Origin of the sequence: Stenotrophomonas sp. AG209 (assembly GCF_003550055.1) — a bacterium.
Classification (GTDB): domain Bacteria; phylum Pseudomonadota; class Gammaproteobacteria; order Xanthomonadales; family Xanthomonadaceae; genus Stenotrophomonas.
Genome location: NZ_QXDB01000001.1, coordinates 1,419,596 through 1,442,558 on the forward strand (window position 1 = coordinate 1,419,596; position 22,963 = coordinate 1,442,558).

The 22,963-nt window shown below is 66.7% G+C and carries 18 protein-coding genes and 1 riboswitch; of the genes, 11 read left to right on the plus strand and 7 right to left on the minus strand.

What is annotated here, in order from left to right; genetic code table 11:
- Entirely contained in the window at nt 1-996 is a 996-nt protein-coding gene (locus DFO63_RS06610) for an alpha/beta hydrolase (protein ID WP_049442999.1), read from the plus strand.
- A 107-nt stretch (nt 997-1,103) separates the two neighbouring features.
- Here DFO63_RS06610 and DFO63_RS06615 read toward each other — a convergent pair whose 3' ends face one another.
- Genes DFO63_RS06615 through DFO63_RS06625 form a run of 3 tightly spaced genes read right to left on the minus strand, consistent with a single transcriptional unit; the run spans nt 1,104 to nt 4,431 of the window.
- Nucleotides 1,104-2,171, minus strand: a complete 1,068-nt coding sequence (locus tag DFO63_RS06615; RefSeq protein ID WP_049442998.1) for a homoserine dehydrogenase — start codon at nt 2,169-2,171, stop codon at nt 1,104-1,106.
- The gene (locus DFO63_RS06620; protein ID WP_101765934.1) at nt 2,168-3,403 is read right to left on the minus strand and encodes an O-succinylhomoserine (thiol)-lyase; all 1,236 of its coding nucleotides are present in this window, start codon (nt 3,401-3,403) and stop codon (nt 2,168-2,170) included. Before DFO63_RS06620 ends, DFO63_RS06615 begins: the two co-directional genes overlap by 4 nt.
- Nucleotides 3,400-4,431: a homoserine O-succinyltransferase gene (locus DFO63_RS06625; RefSeq protein WP_049442996.1), complete on the minus strand. Its 1,032-nt coding sequence runs from the start codon at nt 4,429-4,431 to the stop codon at nt 3,400-3,402. The genes DFO63_RS06620 and DFO63_RS06625 overlap by 4 nt, the downstream gene beginning before the upstream one ends.
- A gap of 77 nt (nt 4,432-4,508) precedes the next feature.
- Nucleotides 4,509-4,627, minus strand: a riboswitch (SAM riboswitch).
- 148 nt (nt 4,628-4,775) lie between these two features.
- Here DFO63_RS06625 and DFO63_RS06630 point away from each other — a divergent pair.
- The 4 genes from DFO63_RS06630 (at nt 4,776) to DFO63_RS06645 (ending at nt 10,201) form a co-directional block, all read left to right on the plus strand.
- Nucleotides 4,776-5,660, plus strand: coding sequence for a M23 family metallopeptidase (locus DFO63_RS06630; protein ID WP_119006636.1), 885 nt, complete (start codon nt 4,776-4,778; stop codon nt 5,658-5,660).
- Between the two features lie 66 nt (nt 5,661-5,726).
- Complete coding sequence (locus tag DFO63_RS06635; protein ID WP_014038155.1) at nt 5,727-7,331, plus strand: peptide chain release factor 3; 1,605 nt, start codon at nt 5,727-5,729, stop codon at nt 7,329-7,331.
- A gap of 177 nt (nt 7,332-7,508) precedes the next feature.
- Nucleotides 7,509-8,147 carry a hemolysin III family protein gene (locus tag DFO63_RS06640; protein WP_014038156.1) on the plus strand — a complete coding sequence of 213 codons (639 nt, stop codon included), beginning with the start codon at nt 7,509-7,511 and terminating at the stop codon, nt 8,145-8,147.
- Nucleotides 8,148-8,227: 80 nt separating this feature from the next.
- Nucleotides 8,228-10,201, plus strand: a complete 1,974-nt coding sequence (locus DFO63_RS06645) for an AsmA family protein (RefSeq protein ID WP_049442994.1) — start codon at nt 8,228-8,230, stop codon at nt 10,199-10,201.
- A 482-nt stretch (nt 10,202-10,683) separates the two neighbouring features.
- Here the strand turns inward: DFO63_RS06645 and DFO63_RS06650 are convergent, their stop codons facing one another.
- The 3 genes from DFO63_RS06650 to mtgA all read right to left on the minus strand — a co-directional run bounded on the left by DFO63_RS06650 (nt 10,684) and on the right by mtgA (nt 12,908).
- Entirely contained in the window at nt 10,684-11,115 is a 432-nt protein-coding gene (locus tag DFO63_RS06650; protein ID WP_014038158.1) for a CBS domain-containing protein, read from the minus strand.
- Entirely contained in the window at nt 11,075-12,094 is a 1,020-nt protein-coding gene (locus tag DFO63_RS06655) for a glycosyltransferase family 2 protein (RefSeq protein WP_101765936.1), read from the minus strand. The genes DFO63_RS06650 and DFO63_RS06655 overlap by 41 nt, the downstream gene beginning before the upstream one ends.
- A 64-nt stretch (nt 12,095-12,158) precedes the next feature.
- Nucleotides 12,159-12,908 (minus strand): monofunctional biosynthetic peptidoglycan transglycosylase, encoded by a 750-nt coding sequence (gene mtgA / locus DFO63_RS06660; RefSeq protein WP_014038160.1) that lies wholly within the window; start codon nt 12,906-12,908, stop codon nt 12,159-12,161.
- A gap of 77 nt (nt 12,909-12,985) precedes the next feature.
- On the opposite strand from mtgA, the gene DFO63_RS06665 reads away from it, so the two are divergent.
- From DFO63_RS06665 to DFO63_RS06675, 3 genes are all read left to right on the plus strand, one after another.
- Complete coding sequence (locus DFO63_RS06665; RefSeq protein WP_049442992.1) at nt 12,986-13,879, plus strand: Hsp33 family molecular chaperone HslO; 894 nt, start codon at nt 12,986-12,988, stop codon at nt 13,877-13,879.
- A 116-nt stretch (nt 13,880-13,995) separates the two neighbouring features.
- Nucleotides 13,996-14,844 carry a hypothetical protein gene (locus DFO63_RS06670; protein ID WP_014038162.1) on the plus strand — a complete coding sequence of 283 codons (849 nt, stop codon included), beginning with the start codon at nt 13,996-13,998 and terminating at the stop codon, nt 14,842-14,844.
- A 383-nt stretch (nt 14,845-15,227) separates the two neighbouring features.
- On the plus strand, nt 15,228-18,116 hold the full coding sequence (locus DFO63_RS06675; protein ID WP_049442991.1) for a TonB-dependent receptor: 2,889 nt from the start codon (nt 15,228-15,230) through the stop codon (nt 18,114-18,116).
- A 140-nt stretch (nt 18,117-18,256) separates the two neighbouring features.
- On the opposite strand, the gene DFO63_RS06680 is transcribed toward DFO63_RS06675, so the two are convergent.
- Nucleotides 18,257-18,859: a TetR/AcrR family transcriptional regulator gene (locus DFO63_RS06680; RefSeq protein ID WP_005418411.1), complete on the minus strand. Its 603-nt coding sequence runs from the start codon at nt 18,857-18,859 to the stop codon at nt 18,257-18,259.
- A gap of 153 nt (nt 18,860-19,012) precedes the next feature.
- Here DFO63_RS06680 and DFO63_RS06685 point away from each other — a divergent pair, with 153 nt between their 5' ends.
- From DFO63_RS06685 to DFO63_RS06695, 3 genes are all read left to right on the plus strand, one after another.
- Nucleotides 19,013-19,930: an alpha/beta hydrolase gene (locus tag DFO63_RS06685; RefSeq protein WP_119006637.1), complete on the plus strand. Its 918-nt coding sequence runs from the start codon at nt 19,013-19,015 to the stop codon at nt 19,928-19,930.
- Entirely contained in the window at nt 19,927-22,404 is a 2,478-nt protein-coding gene (locus DFO63_RS06690; RefSeq protein WP_014038165.1) for an acyl-CoA dehydrogenase, read from the plus strand. The genes DFO63_RS06685 and DFO63_RS06690 overlap by 4 nt, the downstream gene beginning before the upstream one ends.
- Before the next feature lie 75 nt (nt 22,405-22,479).
- The gene (locus DFO63_RS06695) at nt 22,480-22,959 is read left to right on the plus strand and encodes a hotdog fold domain-containing protein (protein ID WP_119006638.1); all 480 of its coding nucleotides are present in this window, start codon (nt 22,480-22,482) and stop codon (nt 22,957-22,959) included.
- Nucleotides 22,960-22,963: the final 4 nt, after the last annotated feature.

Here is a 22,963-nt window from a genome sequence, read left to right on the forward strand (position 1 = left end):
ATGCGCGTGATCGCTGCTGCCCTGCTTGCCTGCCTGCCGCTGTCCGCGTTTGCCGCGCCGACCTATGGTCCGCGGCTGGAGGGCTTCGACTACGGCTATCCGGTGAAGATCTTCGCGCTGGAGTCGCAGCGGCAGCCACTGGAAATGGCCTACCTGGATGTCCTGCCCAAACGCCGCGCCATCGGCGTGGTGGTGCTGCTGCACGGCAAGAATTTCTGCGCAGCCACCTGGCAGCAGACCATCGCGCCGCTGTTGAACGCCGGCTACCGGGTGATCGCCCCGGACCAGGTGGGGTTCTGCAAGTCCAGCAAGCCGGAGCGCTATCAGTACACGTTCGCGCAGCTGGCCGCCAACACCCATGCGCTGTTGCAGCAACTGCAGCTGGGTGATGTACCGGTGCACCTGGTCGGGCACTCGATGGGTGGCATGCTGGCGGTGCGCTACGCGCTGATGTTCCCGCAGGACCTGCGCAGCCTGTCGCTGGTCAACCCGATCGGCCTGGAAGACTGGAAGGCGCTGGGCGTCCCCTGGCGCAGCGTCGACGCGTGGTACGCCGGCGAAATGAACATCAGCTATGACAGCATCCGCCGCTACCAGCTGGAGGTGTACTACGACGGCAAATGGAAGCCGGCCTACGAACCGTGGGCGCGGATGCAGTCGGGCATGTACGAAGGCCCGGGCAGGCAGGCCGTTGCATGGAGCCAGGCGCTGGCCTCGGACATGGTGTTCAACCAACCGGTGGTGTACGAACTGAAAAACCTGCAGGTGCCGACCACGCTGTTCATCGGCCAGAAGGACCGCACCGCGATCGGCCGTGACCAGGCACCGCCTGCGGTGAAGGCGGCGCTGGGCAACTATCCGGCACTCGGCAAGGCGGCGGCCGCAGCGATTCCCGGCGCGACGCTGGTCGAGTTCGCCGAACTGGGCCATTCGCCGCAGGTGCAGGACCCGAAGCAGTTCAATGCGGCGTTGCTGAAGGCATTGAAAGCGCATTGAACGGCAGCCCTCCCCTGTAGAGCCGAGCCCACGCTCGGCTCATCCGGCAGGAGGGGATTTTGCCAGCAGCAGCCGAGCGTAGGCTCGGCTCTACAGAAGCGGTGCGATCAACCCACGATCCGCAGCACGTCATCCAGCAACGCGGCCGCAGTGACTTCCGCGCCGGCGCCCGGCCCCTGGATCAACAACGGCTGGCGGCGGTAGCGATCGCTGTGGATGGCCACGCGGTTGTCGGTGCCCGCGCCCTGCGCCAAGGGATGATCGGCAGGCAGCTCGCGCAGGCCCACCTGCGCACCTTCGCCGTCAACACGGCCAACGAAACGCAGCACGCGACCGTTGTCACGTGCCTGCTGCCAACGCGCCTGCAGCGGCGCATCCAGCTGCTCCAAGGCAGCCACGGCATCTTCCAGTGGCAACGCCGCCAGCGCATCAGGCACCAGTGAATCCACCTGCACCTGCGAAGCATCCAGCGCCAGCCCGCTGCTGCGCGCCAGGATCAGCAGCTTACGGCGCACGTCCTCGCCGGACAGGTCCAGGCGCGGGTCCGGTTCGGTATAGCCGGCCGCCAGTGCCTCACGCACCGCAGCCGAAAACGGCGACTGGCCGTCATAGCGATGGAACAGCCACGCCAGCGAACCGGACAGCACGCCTTCGATGGCGTGGATGTGATCACCACCGGCCACCAGCGCGCGCAGGCTGCTCAGCAGCGGCAGGCCGGCGCCCACGGTGGCGCTGTCGCCATACCGCGCGCCACTGTCGGCACAGCTTTCGGCAATGGCCTGCGCGCGGGCGAGCTGCGCGCCTCGGCCCAGCTTGTTGGCGGTCACCACGTGCACGCCGCGCGCCAGCCATTGCACGTGGCGGGCGGCCACGTCTTCACTGGCCGTGGCATCGACCACCACGTCGCCACGCTCCAGTCCTTCGGCGCTGGCCCACGGCGGCGAGTTGAGGCCGCCACGCGGTGCACGGCGTGCCAGTTCCAGCGGCAACGCCAGGTCGCGATCGATCTCCAGCGCGGTGCGCGAGTTGGCCAGCCACTGCACGCTGGGCAGTTCCAACCCGCGTGCCTGCAGCGCCTGGTAGCGCTGCACGAAGGCCGAGCCGACCGTACCGGTACCGAGCAATGCCAGGCGTCCCGCGCCCAGCGCAGGAATGTCAGCGGCGAGTGCGCTCATGCGTCCACCACCTGTTTGCGACGTGCGGCGGCATCGATCACCGCTTCGGCGCGCTGCAGCGCGGCACCGAGATCGGCCAGCAGGTCACGTTCGGCCTCGATACCGACCGACAGGCGCAGCAGTCCTTCGCTGATGCCGGCCGCCGCGCGTGCTTCGGCCGTCATCGCTGCATGGGTCATGGTGGCCGGATGCGCGATCAGGCTTTCGACGCCGCCCAGCGATTCGGCCAGGGTGAAACAGCGCAGCCCGTCGACAAACGCACGCACTGCCGCGTGCGGATCATCGCCTTCGCAGTCGGCCAGTTCGAACGACAGCATCGCGCCGAAGCCATGTTGCTGGCGCGCGGCGATGGCGTGGCCCGGGTGATCGGCCAGGCCCGGGTAGTACACCGCACCGACCGCCGGATGCTGGTCCAGCAGGGCAACGATCGACGCCGTGTTTTCCTGGTGCACGCGCAGGCGCGCATCCAGCGTGCGCAGGCCGCGCAGGGTCAGGAACGCATCGAACGGCGAACCGGTCAGGCCCAGCGCGTTGCCCCACCACACCAGTTGCTCGTGCAGCGCCGGATCGCGCGCGACCACCGCACCGCCGACCACATCGCTGTGGCCATTGATGTACTTGGTGGTGGAATGCAGCACCAGGTCCGCACCAAACGACAGCGGCTGCTGCAGCGCCGGCGACAGGAAGGTGTTGTCGACCACCACGAGTGCACCGGCCTTGTGCGCGGCATCGATGACGAAGCGCAGGTCGGTGATGCGCAGCAGCGGGTTGGACGGGGTTTCCACCAGCACCAGCTTCGGCTGCGTGGCCAGCGCCTGCGCCAGCGCGCGCGGATCGGTCAGGTCGGCGGTGACCAGTTCGAAGTGGCCCTTCTTCGCCAGCGCATTGAACAGGCGCCAGCTGCCGCCGTAGGCATCGTGCGGCACCACCAGGGTGTCGCCCGGCTGCAGCAGCGCGTTCAGCACCAGATTGATCGCACCCATGCCCGTCGCGGTGATGACGCCGCCGGCGCCGCCCTCCAGTTCGGCCAGCGCTTCACCCAGCAGATCGCGGGTGGGGTTGCCACTGCGCGTGTAGTCGTACTGGCGCTTGTTGCCGAAGCCTTCAAAGCTGAAGTTCGACGACAGCACGATCGGCGGCGTGACTGCGCCATGCGCGGTGTCCCGATCGATGCCCGCACGGACGGCGGCAGTGGTACGACTACAGGACGGCTCGTTGGCGTGCAGGCTCATGTGGACTCTCCAGAAGTGCGGAAGGCGGTGGCGAGGATCGCGTCGATGCGATCGGTTTCTTTGAGGAAGGCGTCGTGGCCATAGGGCGAGCGCAGCACGCGCAGGCTGCCACGCGGGCCCAGCCCTTCGACCAGGCCGACCAGGTCGGCCAGCGGCACCAGGCGGTCGCCCTCCACGGCCACCACCACGGTCGGCGGCAGGATCGCGGTGGGGTCGACGCGGTGCAGGTCGATCGATTCGGACAGGCGCAGGTAGGCGGTCACCGGCGTGCGCGCGACGTACTGCGCACCGGCCGCATCGAGATAGTCTTCGGCGGCTACACGTACACGGCCATTGATGACCTCCGGCGCGGCATCGAAGCGCTCGCCGAACTCTTCCGGCGTGCGATAGCTGAGCATGGCGAACTGCCGGGCCAGGGCCAGGCCGTGGTCTTCGCCGCACTGCAGCTGGCCCAGCGCGACCGCGCGGCGCTGCAATGCGCGCCAGGCGGCGGCATACGGATGCGGGCGATGCGCACCGCTGGCCAGCACCAGTTGGCGCACGCGGGCACGATGCCGGATCGCGAACTGCTGGCCGACCAGCGCACCATACGAATAGCCGACGAAGGCCTTCAGCGCGCGGATACCGAGATGGTCCAGCAGCAGCGCCAAGGCATCGGCCTGGTCGGCGGTATCGATCGGCACATCCAGTGCACCGTCGGCACCGATGAAATCGAAGGCCAGCACGCGCAGCTGCTGCGGATCCAGCGCGCGGCCGCTGCCCACCAGGTCTTCGGCCCAGCCCTTCTCGCTGAACTGCGCGTTGGACGCCACGTGGCGATGGGCGGAAATGCCGCCGGCCAGCACCACCACCGGTGCGTTGGCCGGGCCGACCCACTCATAGCGCAGGCGCACCGGGCTGGGGCCGGCGTGGCGCATCGACAGCACCGCGGCGAACTCACCGCGCTCGGCATGCACGCGGTCTTCAACCGGCACGCTGACGGGGACAAAGGGTTCGGGGCGAAGCGCGGTACTGGCGGCGAAGCTCATGGCGGGATCCGGTTGGGGAATCGGCCATCGAGCCTTCGCGGGGCCCGCGTTCGAGATGCACGTGTGGTGCATGGTTCGAACCATCTTTCGGTGGACGCCACGGTCCCCGCAGGATTTGGCACCTACGCAGACGCTTGCGCGCCTGCGGGCTGCCCCGGCTTCAAAGGGCCTGTCCCTCTGCCGGTCTCGATGGTGGGGCCACGATGCCAGCCCTTTCCGGCACTGTCAATCCCTTCATGCGGATAAAGCGATGAATATTTTCAGATCCACTCTGCGAGGGCGGTCCCGGTCGCCCCGTTCAGGATCAGCTACAGTCCCGGCGGTCCTTTTCGCTGGAAACGCCGATGCCGCGCCTGCCCCTGTCCTGCCTGCTGCTGCCTCTGCTGGCGAGCGCGACCGCACACGCCGGCGACTGGCGCCAGGGCTGGGGACTGGTTGCCTCGCCTGCCTCGGCAACCCGCTCAGGCAGCGCCGGAGGCGCCGCCCCCATGGCCCAGTTGCGCCTGCAGCCGGTCGGTACGCAATGGCAGGCCCGGATCGACAACGGGCTGGCAGGGCCGCTGCAGATCCAGCTGCGCGCCGCCCCCGGACACCCGGTCGAAGGCCTCCCGGTCGAATCGCTGATCCAGGGCGACAGCAGCCTGGTGGTTGGCCACCTGACCGCCCCGATCGATGGCCGCACGCTGGACCTGCGTCTGCAGTCGGTGCCGGGCAACCCGGCCGCACAGGCCGAAGATGTCGCCTACCGCCTGCCTTTCGATGCGGCCCGCCTGCGCGTGGACCAGGCGCCGCAGGGACGCTTCAGCCATGACGACGAGGAGAACCGCGACGCGGTCGACTTCGCGCTGCCGGAGGGTACCCTGGTGCTGGCCGCGCGCGAGGGCACGGTGATGCAGATCCAGGATGGCTTCCGTGGCAACGGCCAGGACCGCGAACGCGATGGTGCCCGCGCCAACTTCATCCGCGTGCTGCACAGCGACGGCAGCATGGCCCTGTACGGCCACCTGCAGGCCGGCGGCATGCGCGTGCGCCGTGGCCAGGCAGTGGGCGCCGGGCAGCCGATCGGCCTGTCCGGCAACAGCGGCTACAGCAGTGCCCCACACCTGCACTTCGTGGTGCAGGTCAACCGCGGCATGGGCTTGCGCTCGGTGCCGGTGCGCATCTTTGCCGAGCAGGGCCAGTTGCAGTTCGCCCGCCAGGGCGAGGCCGACGGCGGTACCGGGCGCTGACCGCCCCTGGCCGGTATAATCGGGCGCTTATCTCTTTGAAAAGCGCCCCGGGCGGGCGCCACTGCCATGTCCGAAGTCGCCAACGAAGCGTCGCGTCGCCGCACCTTCGCCATCATTTCCCACCCTGACGCCGGCAAGACCACGCTGACCGAAAAGCTGCTGCTGTTCGGAGGCGCGATCCAGATGGCCGGTTCGGTCAAGGGCCGCAAGGCCGCCCGCCACGCCACGTCCGACTGGATGGCGCTGGAAAAGGAGCGCGGCATCTCCGTCACCTCCTCGGTGATGCAGTTCCCGTACGAAGGCAAGATCGTCAACCTGCTCGACACCCCCGGCCACGCCGACTTCGGCGAAGACACCTACCGCGTGCTGACCGCGGTGGACTCGGCGCTGATGGTGATCGACGTGGCCAAGGGCGTGGAAGAGCGCACCATCAAGCTGATGGAAGTCTGCCGCCTGCGCGACACCCCGATCATGACCTTCATCAACAAGCTCGACCGCGAGGGCAAGGACCCGATCGAGCTGCTGGATGAAGTGGAAACCGTGCTCGGCATCCAGTGCGCGCCGGTCACCTGGCCGATCGGCATGGGCCAGCGCCTGAAGGGCGTGGTGCACCTGCTGACCGGCGAAGTGCACCTGTACGAACCGGGCCGCAATTTCACCCGCCAGGACTCGACCATCTTCCCGTCCATCGATGCACCCGGCCTGGCCGAGAAGATCGGTGCACAGATGCTGGCCGACCTGCGCGACGAACTGGAACTGGTGCAGGGCGCCAGCCACCCGTTCGACCTGGACGCCTACCGCGCCGGCAAGCAGACCCCGGTGTTCTTCGGGTCCGGCGTGAACAATTTCGGCGTGCAGCCGCTGCTGGACTTCTTCGTCGAGCACGCACCGTCGCCGCAGGCGCGCTCCACCACCGGCCGCGAGATCGCCCCGGAAGAAAACAAGCTGACCGGCTTCGTGTTCAAGATCCAGGCCAACATGGACCCGCAGCACCGCGACCGCGTGGCCTTCATGCGGGTCTGCTCGGGCCGTTTCAGCGCTGGCATGAAGACCTTCCACGTGCGTACCGGCAAGGAAATGAAGCTGGCCAACGCGCTGACCTTCATGGCCAGCGACCGCGAGATCGCCGCCGAGGCGTGGCCGGGCGATGTGATCGGTATCCACAACCACGGCACCATCTCCATCGGCGACACCTTCACCGAAGGCGAAGCGGTGACCTTCACCGGCATCCCCAACTTCGCCCCGGAACTGTTCCGCCGCGCCCGCCTGCGCGATCCGCTCAAGCTCAAGCAGCTGCAGAAGGGCCTGGCCCAGCTGTCCGAGGAAGGCGCGACCCAGTTCTTCCGCCCGCTCACCAGCAACGACCTGATCCTGGGTGCCGTCGGCGTGCTGCAGTTCGACGTGGCCGCCTACCGCCTGAAGGATGAGTACGGTGTGGAAGCCACCTTCGAGCCGGTCAGCGTGACCACTGCGCGTTGGGTCCACTGCAGCAACGAGAAGAAGCTGGAAGAGTTCCGCGAGAAGAACGCGCTGAACCTGGCGCTGGATGCGGCCGGCCACCTGGTCTACCTGGCACCGACCCGGGTCAACCTGCAGCTGGCCCAGGAACGCTCGCCGGACGTGCGCTTCTCGGCCACCCGCGAAGCAGCGCATACCGTTTCGGTAGGCTGATGCCACGGGGTCGGATCCCTTTCCGGCAGGAAAGAGCTCTGACCCCAGCCGTCGCGGGCGGTTCATCCACGCAACACAGGGATTCACCGACCATACGGTGACGGGCGTGCACATGTCGCCCATCGCGGCGATGATAGGGGGGTGCGGGTCCCCCTCCCCGCGAACGATGCCTACGTCATGTCCACGACTTCCGTTGCTTCGATCCGCGAAGAAATCGCCAGCGCCCTGACCCACGGCCTCGGTGCCGTGTTCGCGCTGGGTGCCGGCGCGGTGCTGATCACCCTGGCCGCCATCTACAGCGATGGCTGGCAGCTGGCCGGTGCCATCGTGTTCGGCATCGCGCTGCTGCTGCTGTACACCGCCTCCACCCTCTACCACGCCATCCAGCACCCGGTCGCCAAGGGGCGGCTCAAGGTGTTCGACCACTGCGCGATCTACGTGCTGATCGCCGGCACCTACACCCCATTCACCCTGATCGGCCTGCGCGGCCCGTGGGGCTGGGGCCTGTTCGCCGCGATCTGGACCCTGGCCCTGGCCGGCGTGGTGTTCAAGCTGTTCTACACCGGCCGTTTCAAGCGCCTGTCCACCGCCATCTACGTGGCCATGGGCTGGCTGGTGATCGTGGCGGTCAAGCCGATGCTGGCCTCGATCGACGGCTGGACGCTGGGCTGGCTGCTGGCCGGCGGCCTGTCGTACACGCTGGGCACCTATTTCTACCACCGCGAATCGATCCCCTATTCGCATGCGATCTGGCACCTGTTCGTGATCGGTGGCAGCGTCTGCCACTTCGTCGCGGTCACCATGCAGGTGCTGTAGATCCCAGTCCATGTGTGCGTGCACACCGCGCACATGGACGCTTCGCGCCCCGTCCACGATGAGGGAGCAACCATGGCCGCGTGAATGCCGCCGCCTCCCCCGCCGCGCCGCGCACCTCGCGCTGGCGCCTCCGTCGACCCGGCCCACGTGGCCGACGCTGGCTGACCGCCCTGGTCTTTCTGCTGGCGGCGATCCTGGTGCTGATCGCCCTGTGGGACTGGAACTGGTTCAAGGGACCGGTCGAGCGTGCCGTGCAGGCGCGTACCGGCCGTGTGCTGCACATCGGGAACCTTGATGTCGACCTCGGCCGTACCAGTACGATCCGCGCCGATGCGATCACCTTCGCCAATGCAGGCTGGGCGAAGCAGCCGAACATGGCCAGCGCCGACCGCGTCGAGATCGACGTGCGGGTCTGGCCCCTGCTGCGCGGCAGCGTGCAGCTGCCCGAAGTGCGCCTGACCCGGCCGGACGTGCTGCTGGAAACCGCCCCGCGCAAGGGCGAACCGGGCAACTGGGATTTCCTCGGTGACAGCGCCGGCGGGGCAAGCCCGCAGCTCAAACGGCTGCGCATCGATGACGGCCGCCTGCAGTTCCTCGATGCGCTCGGCCGCACCGATATCCGCGTGGACGTGCGCAGCGGCCAGCCGAAGCAGGCCGACGCCGCACCGCCTCTGCTGGTGCAGGGTAAAGGGCACTGGCAGGGCAATCCGTTCACCCTTCGCGGCGGCACCGAATCTCCACTGCAGCTGACCGACAGCGACCACCCGTTCCGCATCCACCTCGACGGCCGCGCCGGCGCCACCCACGCCGTCGCCAGCGGCACATTGACCAACCCCTTCCAGCTGCGTGTGTTCGACCTGCAGTTCGCGCTCAGCGGCCAGGACCTGGCCGACCTCTACCCCTTGCTCGGCATCGCCATTCCGCCGTCCCCGCCCTATGCGTTGAACGGTCGGCTCAAGCGTGACCACAACCTCTGGCGTTATGAGCAGTTCACCGGCAAGGTCGGCGACAGCGACCTCGGCGGCAACCTGCAGTTCGAAGTGGGCGGCGCGCGCCCGCGACTGACGGCCACGCTGGAATCCAAACGCCTGGACTTCGATGACCTGGCCGGCTTCGTCGGTGCGCCACCGAAGACCGGCGGCGGCGAAACCGCCAATGCGCAGCAGAAGGCCGAGGCCGCACGGGTGGCTGCCCGTGCGCGCGTGCTGCCCGACACGCCATACAACCTCGGCAAGCTGCGTGCGATGGATGCCGACGTGCGCTGGAAGGCCCATCGCATCAACGCGCCCTCGTTGCCGCTTGACGACATGGATGCACACCTGTTGCTGGATGACGGCGTGCTGCGGCTGGACCCACTGAACTTCGGCGTCGCCGGCGGCGACATCCGCAGCACGATCCGCATGGACGCGCGCCAGCCGCAGATCAGTACCGCGCTGAAGGCCAGCGTGCGCGGCGTGCAGCTCGGCCAGTTGTTCCCCGACGCCAAGCTGGCCGAACAGGCCAAGGGCGGCATCGGCGGCGAGGTGGACCTGAGTGGCCGCGGCAATTCGATCGCCGCGATGCTCGGCAGCAGCAACGGCAAGGTCGGCCTGGCGATGGGCCGTGGCCATGTCGGCAACCTGGTGATGGAGCTGGCCGGCCTGGATATCACCGAGTCGCTGAAATTCCTGGTGACCGGCGACAAGCAGATCCCCCTGCGCTGCGCCTTCGCCGACTTCGGCGTGCGCGACGGCCTGATGACCAGCCAGGCGCTGGCGGTGGATACCACCGACACGATCATCATCGGCGAGGGTACGGTCAGCCTGCGCGATGAGACCCTGGACCTGCTGCTGAAACCGCGCCCGAAGGACAAAAGCATCCTGGTGCTGCGCTCGCCATTGCACATCGCCGGCACCTTCAAGGACCCGTCGTTCCGCCCGGACTTCAAGGCGCTGGGCATCCGCGGCGCGGTGGCTCTGGCACTGGGCAGCATCGCCCCGCCGGCGGCATTGCTGGCGACCATCGAACTGGGGCCGGGCAAGGATGCCGACTGCGGCGGGCAGTATGCGAAGTAGGAGCGGGTGTTCGCGGCGCCTCGTTTTTCCGCGCGTAGAGCCGGAGCAAGGCGACAGGCAGGACACGCCGTAAGTACGTCCCTGTAGGCTCGGTCGGCGCATCCATGCGCCTCACGGTCCTGCCTGCCGCCTTGCTCCGGCTCCGGACAGTTTCCAGCGCGCGGAACAAGAGCGGAAATTCAAAGTCAAAAGAAAAAAGCAAAGTCAAAAGCGGTTGCCAACCAAGGTTGGCAGCTACCAAAAGCAGATCGCCTGCGACAAAGCTCACCGCGCTCGCGGCAATGTATCCAGAGGCTGAGGGCATGGGCGTGCAGGACCGTTGGCGCCATGAATGGCGCCATCGAGCCTACAGGGATGTACTTGCGGCGTGTCCTGCACGCCCATGCCCTCAGCCTACCGACGTATCAGGAAGGCGCTGCTTTGGCTTTGGCTTTGAGCTTCAAAAAGCGGGCCGGCGGGCCGCAGGCCCGCCAGCGAACAACTCACCCTGCCACGATGTACTGCTGCAGCTGGTCCAGCTCGCGCCGCTGCGCATCGATCACCGACTTCACCAGATCGCCGATGGAGATCACCCCCAGCACCTGCGCGCCCTCGACCACCGGCAGGTGGCGGATGCGGTAGTCGGTCACCAGTTGCAGGCAGTGCTCCACCTTCTCGCCCGGCGACACGGTCACCACCTGCGCCGTCATGATCTCCGCCACCGCGGTATCGCGCGACGAACGATCACGCAGCACGATCTTGCGCGCGTAATCACGCTCGGACAGGATCCCGACCAGCCGCGGCCCGTCCATCACCAGCACCGCACCGATGCCCTTTTCCGCCATCAACCGGATCGCATCGATCACCGCCGCATCCGGCGCGACCGCATGTACTTCAGGAGACTTGCCGTCCAACAGTTGCCGTACCGTCGTCATCTGCCTGCCCTCCGAGGGTGGGTTGCAGGGCCGAGTCTGCCACGGCGGATGCTAGCCACGCGTCAACCAGGTACAACGGCCGCTGCTTGGACTCTTCGTACAGCCGCCCCAGGTACTCGCCGATCAGGCCCAGCGCGATCAGCTGCACCCCACCCAGGAACAGGATCACCGCCATCATCGTCGGCCAACCCGCCACCCGGTCGCCATACAGCGCCGCCTTCACGATCACCCACAGGCCGAACACGAACGCGACCGCTGCGGTTGCCAGGCCCAGGTAGGTGGCGGCTCGCAGCGGCACGGTCGAGAACCCGGTGATGCCTTCAAGGGCGAAATTCCACAGCCGCCACAGGCTGAATTTGCTGGTGCCGGCCACGCGCGCGTGGCGGTGATAGGGCACGGCAATCCGCTTGAAGCCTACCCAGCTGAAAAGCCCCTTCATGAAGCGGTGGCGCTCACGCATCCCGCGCAGGGCGCTCAGCGCGCGCGGCGACAGCAGGCGGAAATCTCCGGTATCAGCCGGAATCGGCGTACGCGACAGGCGGCCCATCACCCGATAGAACACCGCTGCCGTGGCGCGCTTGATCCAGGCCTCGCCATCGCGGGCCATGCGCGTGCCGTAGACATTGTCATGGCCCTCGCGCCAGCGCGCGACGAACTGCGGCACCAGCTCCGGCGGATCCTGGCCGTCGGCATCGAGGATCATCGCAGCACCCTCGTGCACCAGATCCAGGCCTGCGGTCAGCGCCGCCTCCTTGCCGAAGTTGCGCGACAGCTTCAGCGCCGAGACGCGCGCATCGGCCTGGGCCAGCCCGGCGATCACCTCCCAGGTGCGATCGTGGCTGCCGTCATCCACATAGAGGATGTGGCCGTCGATGTCGGGCAGGCCGTCCAGCACCGCGCACAACCGCGGATGCAGCAGCGGCAGTGCCAGGGCCTCGTTGTAGGCGGCGATGACAAAAGTGAGCCGTTCGCGGGTCATGCCCGGATTGTACGTTGCCCGCCGGGCGCACGGCCCGTCGCCTGTCGATCACGCCACGCCTGTCTCAGTCCTCCGACAGGTATGACGCGCCCCCCAGCTGGCGCGCCTGGCGCTGGATCCATGCGGCGCGCCGCTGCACATACGGCCCCGGTGCGGCCGCGTTGTAGCGTCGCGGTGCCGGCAGTACCGCCGCCAGTCGCGCGCTCTCGGCCGGGCTCAGCCGGGCCGCGTCCTTGCCCCAGTATTTCTGCGCTGCCGCCTGCGCGCCGTACACACCATCACCGAATTCGGCGATGTTGGCGTACATCTCCAGGATGCGCTCCTTCGGCCACAGCGCCTCGATCAGCACCGTGTACCAGACTTCCAGGCCCTTGCGGATCCAGCTGCGGCCCTGCCACAGGAACAGGTTCTTGGCCACCTGCTGGCTGATCGTGCTGGCGCCGCGCAGGCGCCCGCCCCTGGCGTTGTGGTCGCGGGCCTTTTCGATGGCCTGCAGGTCGAAGCCATTGTGGTCGGGGAAGCGCTGGTCCTCGGCCGCCACCAGCGAGATCGGCAGGCTCGGGGCCATCTGGTCGAGGTCGCGCCACTGGTAATGCAGCCGATAGGACCAGTCGGCCTCGCCCAGCGCCTCGCCATAGCGCCACAGCATCACCGTGGACACCGGCGGGTCGATGAACCGCAGCACCAGCACCTGCAGGCAGCTGAAGGCGGCCAGCAGCACCGGCAGCCACAGCAGCCGCTTCCAGCGCCAGCGTCGCCGGCGCGGCGCGGCCACCACCGCCTCTACCTTGTGCTGCTCTCCCGCTGCCCCCATTACTGGTGCATCCTTCTTCTGTCTGGTTGTCGGCGCATTATCCGGCAACCGCCCCCGTTTACGCGCGATGTGAGCCGATGACCGCCAACTCCGATTCCCTGATCCGTTTCCTGCTCCCCGACGCCGGCGTCCGCGGCGTGCATGTGCGCCTGCAGGCCACCTGGCAGGAAATCCTGTCCCACGCCGCGTACCCGGACGCCGCTGCCGAGCTGCTCGGCGAGGCCTGTGTCGCCTCGGCACTGTTCACCGGCCACACCAAGATCGACGGCCGCCTGTCGGTGCAGCTGCGCAGCAGCACCGCCCTGCGCACCCTGTTCGCCGAATGCACCGCCGCCGGCACCCTGCGCGGCATCGCCCAGCTCAGCGAAGGCGCCGACGCGCCGCGTGACCTGTCCAGCCTCGGCGAGGACGCCATCCTGGCCATCACCATCGAGAACCCCGGCCTGGACCCGCGCGAGCCGCAGCGCTACCAGAGCCTGGTCGCGCTGACCGCGCCGGAACTGGACGAGGCCTTCGAGGACTACTTCCGCCAGTCGGAGCAGCTGCCGACCCGCCTGCTGCTGGCGGCCGACCGCAACGGTGCCGCTGGCCTGCTGCTGCAGAAGCTGCCGGGCGACGAAGGCGACGAGGATGGCTGGGCCCGCGCCAGCGCCTTGTTCGAGACCCTGGGCAAGGCCGAGCTGCTGGCGACCCCGGCCGAGCAGCTGCTGCACCGCCTGTTCCACGAGGAGCGGCCGGAACTGCTGGGCGACAAGCCGCTGTCCTTCGCCTGCTCCTGCTCGCGCGAGCGGGTGGCCGGCATGCTGCAGTCGCTGGGGGAAGAGGAGGCCCGTGCGGCCGCCGAGGACACTGGCGCCGTCGAGGTGCGTTGCGAATTCTGCGGGCGCGAGTATCACTTTCCATTGACGGAGTTCGGCATACTGTTCCACGGCGCCCAGGGGGTTGTACCGGCGCCTGAACGACTTCAGTAAACGGCAGTCTTGTACCTGGGGAGGATCAAGGCTTGTTAAGAATTCATAAACACCCTAGGATCAGGTTCCCGTCCCCACGGGAACTTCCGTTGTCCGTCCCTGTCTGAACTGGTCCGATGCGTACCTACCTGCGTCTACCGCTGGCCCTGCTGATCGCCCTTGGCGCGATCACGGGCGTGCATGCGCAGAGCAAGGACACCCGCACCGTCCTGCCGGTATGGAACAAGGGCAGCGGCAAGGTCGAGGCGCTGCTGTACCTGGAACCGACCGGTGAACAGGCAGCCGGCGCCCGCTGGCATTTCGGCCGCAATTCGCTGGACGCGGCCTTTGGCCTGTCCTCCGGCGATTCGCTGGGCCTGCTCTGCAACAGCAGCAGCGGCACCAGCATCAGCGGCCTGGCCAGCCATTGCATGCTGGCCAGCCTGGGCGACGAGGATGATCTGAACAGCCGTCGTTTCAGCGGTACCGCCGCGCTGAACCGGGGCAACAGCCGCCTTGGCATCACCGCCGGCACCGGCCGTGAAACCCTGCCCGCCTGGTTGTCGGGCCCGAACAAGACACCCTCGCTGCGCGCCGAGCAGAACGATCTGACCGTGTTCGCGCAGAAGAACATCGGTCGCGAAGGCTTCGTCTCCATTGCCGGTACCTACGCCAAGGCGCGCCTGGTTCCGCTGGCCGACGCCTCGCCGGCCATCGTCGACCGCTGGGACAGCAAGAGCCTGAGCATCGGCGCCGGTTACGGCAACTTCACCGGCAGCATCATCGGCCGCGTGGTCGACGTCCCGGGCAAGCCCGGCAAGTGGGAAGGCCTGGGCATCGGCCTGACCTGGCGTACCCCGTGGTCCGGCCAGCTCACCGTCGGCGCCGAGAATGTGATCAGCCGCGGCAAGAATCCGTTCTCCCCGCGCAACGAAAGCAACGACGACGGCACCGTGCCGTATGTGCGTTACGAACAGGATCTCTGATCCCGGTAAACAGGCTCAGCAACGATATTCCCAAAGGCGCCGAAAGGCGCCTTTTGCATAAGCATGCCTGCTACGCACTTACGTAATCGGTATCGCCACTGGGCGATGAAACAGTGCGCATCGACATAGTGAGATACATTTCAATCGAAACTTTTTTCATCATTCTGCGTTAACAAACGAGGCAGAACGTCATGCCCATACCAGCAACCTTTTGATTGGCATGGAGAAAGCGCATTTTTACCAAAATCACAGACTTGATTAACACAGCTTTAATTCTTGGCGAACGCCCGTTACTATCGGGTCAGCCTCGCGATTTGGGAGCGCTTTTTCGCTCCCCCGCCGGGCATTAACCCCAGCCAAGATTTCTTGGAGAGAGAGAGCCAATGAAACTCAAGTCCAGCCAGCTGCGTGACGCAGTTGTGATCGCGCTTGTCGCCGGTGCCACCACCGCGACGGCCCACGCCCAGGAAGCCACCAATCTCGACCGTATCGAGGTCACCGGTTCGCGCATCCGTCAGGTCGATACCGAAACCGCCCAGCCCGTCCTGAGCATCAGCCGCGCTTCGATCGAGAAGAGCGGCTTCAAGACGGTTGCCGACGTCCTGCAGAACATCTCTGCCGCCGGCAGCCCGGCCATCAGCCGTTCCGAGCCGCTGTCCTCCGGTGAAGCCGTCGGTGGCTTCTACATCGACCTGCGCAACCTCGGTGCCGAACGCACGCTGGTGCTGGTCGACGGCAAGCGCCTCGGCGCCAGCGTCAGTGGCCTGCAGGACGTGTCGCAGATTCCGTCCTCCATCGTCGAACGCATCGACGTGCTGAAGGACGGCGCCTCGTCGATCTACGGCTCCGACGCGATTGCCGGCGTGATCAACATCATCACCCGCAAGAACTTCCAGGGCCTGGAAGCCAATGCCTACGTCGGCCAGTACGGCGAAGGCGATGGCCAGAAGAGCAGCTTCGACTTCGTGGCCGGCTTCACCGGTGATCGTGGTTCGGTCACCATCGGCGCCGAATACGCCGAAGAAAAGGCCGTCTGGGCCAAGGATCGCTGGTTCAGTAAGTCCCAGCGCACCAACCGCCACCCCGACCGCGGTTGGACCTCGGTCAGTCAGTGGGGCGCGCTCTATGATCTGAATGATGAAGAAGCACCGCTGCTGACGCTGAACCGTGGCGGAAATCCGTTCGATCCGAACGCCTATCACGAGACCGACCTCACCCCGATCACCGGTGACGTCAGCAACTCGAACGAGCAGATGCACCTGCTGACGCCGACCAAGCGTCGCTCGGTGTTCGCAAACGTGCAGTACGACCTGACCGACAACATCCGCTTCGTCTCCGACCTGCTGTACACCCGTCGCGAGTCGCAGGCCCAGGTCGCCGGTTATCCGCTGCAGTCGGCCGACTACGAGCGCCAGCTGGGTACCGTGCTCTCGCAGGACAGCTACTACAACCCGTTCGGCACCGACATGGGCTTCATCCGCCGTGGCTGGGAAGTGCCGCGCCTGTCGACCAACAAGCTGACCACCTTCCGCTTCACTGGCGCCCTGCAGGGCAGCTTCCAGTTCAATGACAAGTACTTCGACTGGGAAGCCGGCTACATCTACCAGAATTCGGAGAACCTGCAGACCCAGACCGGCAACTACAACATGCTGGCGGTCACCCAGGCCACCGGTGCGTCGTTCCTCAACCCGGCCACCGGCCGCGTCGAGTGCGGCACAGCCGCCGGCCTGGCCGCAGGCACCAACCCGATCTATGGCCCGGGCCCGGGCGGCTGCATTCCGTGGAATCCGGCCATTCCGTACGGACGTACCGGCGACGGCGGCCTGACCGGCAATCCTGCCCTGCAGCAGTTCCTGTTCCCGACCACCAAGAACACCGGTGAAGTCACCACCAAGACCTACTACGCGAACATCGCCGGCAGCCTGTTCACCCTGCCCGCCGGCGACCTGGGCTTCGCACTGGGTTACGAGTACCGCGAAGACAAGGGCACCTACGTTCCGGATGCGCTGTCGCAGTCGGGCTACTCGACCGATCTGGCCGCCGGCCCGACCGGTGGTGGCTACAACGTCAACGAAGTCTATCTGGAGCTGAACGTTCCGATCCTGGCTGACCTGCCGGGTGCCAAGGAACTGAGCTTCAACGCCGCATCGCGCTACTCGAAGTACAACACCTTCGGCAACACCACCAACAACAAGTTCGGCCTGAAGTGGAAGCCGATCGACCAGCTGCTGGTGCGTGCAACCTACGCCGAAGGCTTCCGCGCGCCGACCATCGACAACCTGTACGGCGGCAGCTCGCAGACCTTCGCCTACTTCACCGATCCGTGCGATACCGATTTCGGTCTGGCTGCCAGCGATCCGGCCACCGCCCAGCGTTGCGCCGCCGCCCTGGGCGCACTGGCCCCGAATTTCCGCCAGCTGAAGCAGGGTTACGTCCCGGCGGAAGGCCAGGATGAGCAGAGCCCGGTGCCGTTCAACGCCGTCTCCAACCCGAACCTGACTCCGGAAAAATCCAAGTCCAAGACCGTCGGCCTGGTGTGGAGCCCGACCTTCGCCCAGGGCCTGAACATGAGCCTGGACTGGTGGAACATCAAGATCACCAACACCATCGTCACCGACGATCCGACCACCCAGCTCAACGACTGCTACGTGCTCGGCATCGCCGACCGCTGCAACTCGTTCACCCGCGACGCAACCCGCGGCATCGTGACGAACCTGACGTACGCACCGCGTAATGCCGGTTACCAGGAAACCGAAGGCTTCGACTTCGATGTGGCCTATCGCTTCGAAACCAGCAGCTGGGGCAGCTTCAACGCCAACCTGCAGAACACCTACGTCAGCAAGAACGTGCTGAAGACCACCAATGCCGAGTCGGTTCCGGTGTCGGTGCTCAATGGCTTCAGCAGCAACTTCCGCCTGCGTTCGAACCTGGTGCTGGGCTGGGAATATGGCGATTGGGGCATCACCTGGGGTACCCGTTACTTCTCCAGCGTGAAGGAACAGTGCTACTTCTCGACCGAGTGCAGCCTGCCTGACTTCGGCTCGCCGGATCCGGCACGCAACCAGCCGATGAACCGCCGTGGCGCCACCACCTTCCACGACGTCCAGGTCTCCTGGAACGCACCGTGGAATGCAACCATCGCCGTGGGCGCGCGTAACGTGTTCGACCATTACGGCCCGCAGATGTACTCGGCACCGAACTCGCAGTACTCCTACTACGGTGGTTACGACATCGGTCGCTTCATGTACATGCAGTACAAGCAGAAGTTCTGATCGGCAGCCTGATCAGCTGATGCAGCAACGGCCCCGCAAGGGGCCGTTGTTCTTTGTGCCGCATGGAAACAGCTGGCCAGCGCGCAACAAAAAAGGCCGCGGCATCGCCGCGGCCTTGCTTCGACATCATTCCCTGGCGCTCATCCGTTCGGAATCAGCGTCTCGATCAGATGCTCGACGTACGCCTCGAAATCCTCGCGCGCCTGCTTGGGTTGCTGCAGCTGCAACGACAACTGCAGGAAGCCGACATAGGCGGCGTAGGCAAGACGTGCGCGATGACGCGCATCGGTCGAGCTGAGCCCGGCCTGGCGGAACGAGGCGACCAGATAATCAAGGCGGCGCTGCGAGACGCGGTCGATCACCGGCCGCACCATCGGATGATCCAGTGCCTTCAGCAGCTCGCTGTAGATGATGTGCGGCTGCACTTCATGCGCCACCATCTGGAACAGCTGGCGCAGGCGCACGCGCGGATCCGGCACGTCTTCCAGGCTGCCGAACACCTGTTCCTGTTCGAACAGTTCCCAGCGTTCCAGCGCCGCCTGCAGCAAGGCATCGCGCGAAGGGAAATGCCAATAGAAACTGCCCTTGGTGACGCCGAGCCGCCGTGCCAGCGGCTCCACCGCGACGGCGCCGACACCTTGTTCAGCAATCAGATCGAGGGCCGCCTGGGCCCAGTCTTCGGCACTCAGGCGGCTGTTGCGGCCGGCGCGCGGTTCGCCGGCGGAAGCGTCAGGTTGATTCATGGGCTGATTTAACCATACGCCGGGGTTCGTTGCAGTACGCGGTTGCGGTCGAAACCGTCGCAGATCCCTCGGGAGGGTCAATTCAGGCGCGTTCCGCAGCGCACCATACCGTGCAGTATTGACTTCCCCCCGAAGCGATCCATACTAGCAAGTATGGTTACGTCCCCACCTCCCGCTGCGTTCCATGACCTGCGCCTGGACGCCGCCCATGGCGCCCGCCTGGCAGCCACCGCCAGCGACCATGGCCGGCGCGGCCGGGTGCTGTTCGCGCATGGCTTCGGCCAGACCCGCCACGCCTGGAATGCCACCGCCCGCGCACTGAACGCGGCCGGCCTGCAGACGCTGGCCTATGACGCCCGCGGCCACGGCGATTCGGACTGGAATGCCGCCGACCTGCCCTATCACGGCGAACAGTTCGCCGATGACCTGATCGTGCTGGCCGGCGAGCAGCCGCGCCCGCCGGTACTGGTTGCAGCATCGATGGGCGGGCTGTTCGGCCTGCTGGCCGAATCACGCTGGCCGGGCCTGTTCTCGACGATGGTGCTGGTCGACATCACCCCGCGCTGGGACACGGCCGGCGTCGAGCGCATCCTGGCCTTCATGACCGCCCATCCCGACGGCTTCGCCTCGCTGACCCAGGCCGCCGACGTGATCTCGGCGTACATGCCGCACCGTCCGCGCAAATCCGAGCAGTCGCTGCGTGCCCTGCTGCGCGAGGACGGCCACGGCCGCTGGCGCTGGCATTGGGACCCGCGCCTGGTGGCCGAGCTGGCCCGCGACAGCGAACAGCACCAGGATGCGCTGGCCGAGGCCGCGCGCCAGGTGAAGTGCCCGCTGCTGCTGGTCAGCGGCGGACGCAGTGACCTGGTCACGCCGCAGACCGTGGCCGAATTCCTGGCGTTGGCGCCGCATGCGCGCCATGTACAGCTGCCGCAGGCCACGCACATGGTCGCCGGCGATGACAACGACGCCTTTACCGCTACTGTGTTGGACTATCTGGACGTGTTGCCCGCAGCGGACGCTGCGGCTTCGTCCGCCACAAACGAGCACGTCACCGGAGCACGCTCATGAGCATCGTTCTTCCCTTCCTCGCCCTGCTGCTGGCAGGCGCGTTCGTCGCCTACCACCGCATGCGGCTGGTTACCTGGACGCTGATCAGCGTGGCCCTGCTGGCCGCCTGCTGGTTCATTCCCTACGTCAACCAGACCGCCACGATCGTCGCGGCCGCTGTGTTGGCCGTCATCGCCGTGCCGCTGCTGCTGCCGTTCATCCGCAAGCCGCTGCTGACCGGCCCGATGATGAAGGTGTTCCGCAAGGTGCTGCCGCCGCTGTCGCAGACCGAGCGCATCGCGCTGGAAACCGGTTCGGTCGGTTTCGAGGGCGAACTGTTCACCGGTGATCCGGACTGGAACATCCTGCTGAACTATCCCAAGCCGCAGCTGACCGCCGAAGAACAGGCCTTCCTTGATGGCCCGGTGGAAGAGCTGTGCACGATGGTCAACGACTGGGAAATCACCCATGTCCACGCCGACCTGCCGCCGGAACTGTGGGCCTTCATCAAGAAGAACAAGTTCTTCGGCATGATCATCCCGAAGGAATATGGCGGCCTGGGCTTCTCCGCGCTGGCTCACCACAAGGTCATCCAGAAGCTGGCCTCGGTGTCCTCGGTGGTCAGCTCCACCGTCGGCGTGCCCAACTCGCTGGGCCCGGGTGAACTGCTGGTGCATTACGGCACCCAGGAACAGAAGGACCAGTACCTGCCGCGCCTGGCCGATGGCCGCGAAGTTCCCTGCTTCGGCCTGACCGGTCCGTTCGCCGGCTCCGACGCCACCTCGATCCCGGACTACGGCATCGTCTGCAAGGGCGAGTGGAACGGCGAGCAGGTGCTCGGCGTCAAGCTGACCTTCGACAAGCGCTACATCACCCTGGCCCCGGTCGCTTCGCTGATCGGCCTGGCCTTCCGCATGTACGACCCGGATGGCCTGATCGGCGAAACCCGCGACATCGGCATCACCCTGGGCCTGCTGCCGCGCGACACCGCCGGCGTTGAAATCGGCCGTCGCCACTTCCCGCTGAACTCGACCTTCCAGAACGGTCCGATCCGCGGCAAGGACGTGTTCATCCCGCTGACCCAGCTGATCGGTGGCGCTGCCATGGCCGGCAAGGGCTGGAACATGCTCAACGAGTGCCTGGCCGTGGGTCGCTCGATCACCCTGCCGTCCACCGCCAGCGGCGGTGCCAAGGCCGGTGCTGCGGTGACCGGCGCCTATGCGCGCATCCGCAAGCAGTTCGGCCTGTCGGTCGGCCGCTTCGAGGGCGTGGAGGAAGCGCTGGCCCGCATCGGCGGCAAGGCCTACAAGATCAGCGCACTGTCGCAGGCCACCGCCGCCGCGGTCGATCGTGGTGACGTGCCGTCGGTGCCGTCGGCGATCGCCAAGTATCACTGCACCAACATGAGTCGCGAAGTGATCTCGGACATGATGGACGTGATCGGCGGCAAGGGCATCATCCTGGGGCCGCGCAACTTCGCCGGCCGCAGCTGGCAGGCCGCGCCGATCGCGATCACCGTGGAAGGCGCCAACATCATGACCCGCAGCCTGCTGATCTTCGGCCAGGGTGCGATCCTCTGCCACCCGTGGGTGCTGAAGGAAATGAAGGCCGCGCAGGATCCGGATACCCGTGCCGGCCTGCAGGACTTCGACCGCAGCCTGTTCGGCCACATCCGCTTCGGCATCTCCAATGCCGTGCGTTCGTTCTGGTTCGGCCTGACCGGCGCGCGCTTCGGTGCCGCCCCGGGCGATGCCTATACCCGCCGCTACTTCCGCAAGCTGGACCGCTACTCGGCCAACCTGGCGCTGATGGCCGACATCTCGATGATGACCCTCGGCGGCAAGCTGAAGTTCAAGGAATCGCTGTCCGGCCGCCTGGGCGATGTGCTGAGCCACGTCTACATGACCAGCGCCATGCTCAAGCGCTACCACGACGAAGGCGCACCGCAGGCCGACCAGCCGCTGCTGGCGTGGGCCTTCCATGACAGCGTGCACAAGATCGAAGAGTCGCTGTCGGCCGCACTGCGCAACTTCCCGATCCGTCCGATCGGCTGGCTGATGTGGGCGCTGATCTTCCCGCTGGGCCGTCGCGCCGAGGCTCCGGGAGATCGCCTGAGCCGCCGTGTCGCCGCCCTGCTGATGGCACCGAATGAAGCCCGCGACCGTCTGGCCAGCGGCGTGTTCCTGACCCCGTGCGAGAACAACCCGGGCGGCCGCATCAACAGCTACCTGAGCAAGGCGATCATGGCCGAGCCGGTGGAGCGCAAGTTCCTGAAGGCACTGAAGAGCAAGGGCATCGAGGCGCTGGACTTCAAGGCGCAGCTGGACGAAGCCGTGGCCGAGGGCGTGATCACCCAGGACGAGCGCAGCCTGCTGGAAGAGCTGCGTACGCTGACCCTGGACACCATCACCGTGGACGACTTCGACACCCACGAACTGCGCGCGGCCAGCTACTACGACCGCCAGCACAAGGATCCGCATTCGCAGGCCGCCTGATCGCCCGCGAAACGCGTTGCCTCGACGGCGGGCCTCGGCCCGCCGTCGCTTTATCCGCCGACCGGAATATCCACCATGTCCACGCCCCTGCTCTCGCTTTACCACCGCCTGCAGCGCTGGCCCGCCGGCAACTGGCTGTTCTCGCGCGCGGTGTGCTTCAAGGCCCCCTACTTCGCCAGCATCGCGCCGCGCATCACCCGCCTGGAACACGGCCGCTGTGAAGGCACGCTGGCCGACCGCCGCAAGGTGCGCAACCACATCGGCACGGTGCACGCGATCGCGATGTGCAACCTGGCCGAACTGGTCGGCGGAGTGATGGTGGACGCCAGCCTGCCGGCAGACATGCGTTGGATCCCCAAGGGCATGGAAGTGAAATACCAGGCCAAGGCCTTGGGCACGTTGAAGGCCGTGGCGACGCCAATGTTGTCCATCGTCAGTGCTGCGGACGGCTACGACCTGCCGGTGGGGGTCAGCGTGACCGATGCGGCAGGGACCGAGGTGTTCCATGCGACCATCGCAATGTGGGTATCGCCGCGCCCTCCGCGCACAGGCTGATCAA

Bases quoted from the DNA above. Each gene is read 5' to 3' on its own strand.
- DFO63_RS06610 (WP_049442999.1), top strand. From the start codon at position 1: ATGCGCGTGATCGCTGCTGCCCTGCTTGCCTGCCTGCCGCTGTCCGCG.
- DFO63_RS06615 (WP_049442998.1), bottom strand. From the start codon at position 2,171: ATGAGCGCACTCGCCGCTGACATTCCTGCGCTGGGCGCGGGACGCCTG.
- DFO63_RS06620 (WP_101765934.1), bottom strand. From the start codon at position 3,403: ATGAGCCTGCACGCCAACGAGCCGTCCTGTAGTCGTACCACTGCCGCC.
- DFO63_RS06625 (WP_049442996.1), bottom strand. From the start codon at position 4,431: ATGAGCTTCGCCGCCAGTACCGCGCTTCGCCCCGAACCCTTTGTCCCC.
- DFO63_RS06630 (WP_119006636.1), top strand. From the start codon at position 4,776: ATGCCGCGCCTGCCCCTGTCCTGCCTGCTGCTGCCTCTGCTGGCGAGC.
- DFO63_RS06635 (WP_014038155.1), top strand. From the start codon at position 5,727: ATGTCCGAAGTCGCCAACGAAGCGTCGCGTCGCCGCACCTTCGCCATC.
- DFO63_RS06640 (WP_014038156.1), top strand. From the start codon at position 7,509: ATGTCCACGACTTCCGTTGCTTCGATCCGCGAAGAAATCGCCAGCGCC.
- DFO63_RS06650 (WP_014038158.1), bottom strand. From the start codon at position 11,115: ATGACGACGGTACGGCAACTGTTGGACGGCAAGTCTCCTGAAGTACAT.
- DFO63_RS06655 (WP_101765936.1), bottom strand. From the start codon at position 12,094: ATGACCCGCGAACGGCTCACTTTTGTCATCGCCGCCTACAACGAGGCC.
- mtgA (WP_014038160.1), bottom strand. From the start codon at position 12,908: ATGGGGGCAGCGGGAGAGCAGCACAAGGTAGAGGCGGTGGTGGCCGCG.
- DFO63_RS06665 (WP_049442992.1), top strand. From the start codon at position 12,986: ATGACCGCCAACTCCGATTCCCTGATCCGTTTCCTGCTCCCCGACGCC.
- DFO63_RS06670 (WP_014038162.1), top strand. From the start codon at position 13,996: ATGCGTACCTACCTGCGTCTACCGCTGGCCCTGCTGATCGCCCTTGGC.
- DFO63_RS06675 (WP_049442991.1), top strand. From the start codon at position 15,228: ATGAAACTCAAGTCCAGCCAGCTGCGTGACGCAGTTGTGATCGCGCTT.
- DFO63_RS06680 (WP_005418411.1), bottom strand. From the start codon at position 18,859: ATGAATCAACCTGACGCTTCCGCCGGCGAACCGCGCGCCGGCCGCAAC.
- DFO63_RS06685 (WP_119006637.1), top strand. From the start codon at position 19,013: ATGGTTACGTCCCCACCTCCCGCTGCGTTCCATGACCTGCGCCTGGAC.
- DFO63_RS06690 (WP_014038165.1), top strand. From the start codon at position 19,927: ATGAGCATCGTTCTTCCCTTCCTCGCCCTGCTGCTGGCAGGCGCGTTC.
- DFO63_RS06695 (WP_119006638.1), top strand. From the start codon at position 22,480: ATGTCCACGCCCCTGCTCTCGCTTTACCACCGCCTGCAGCGCTGGCCC.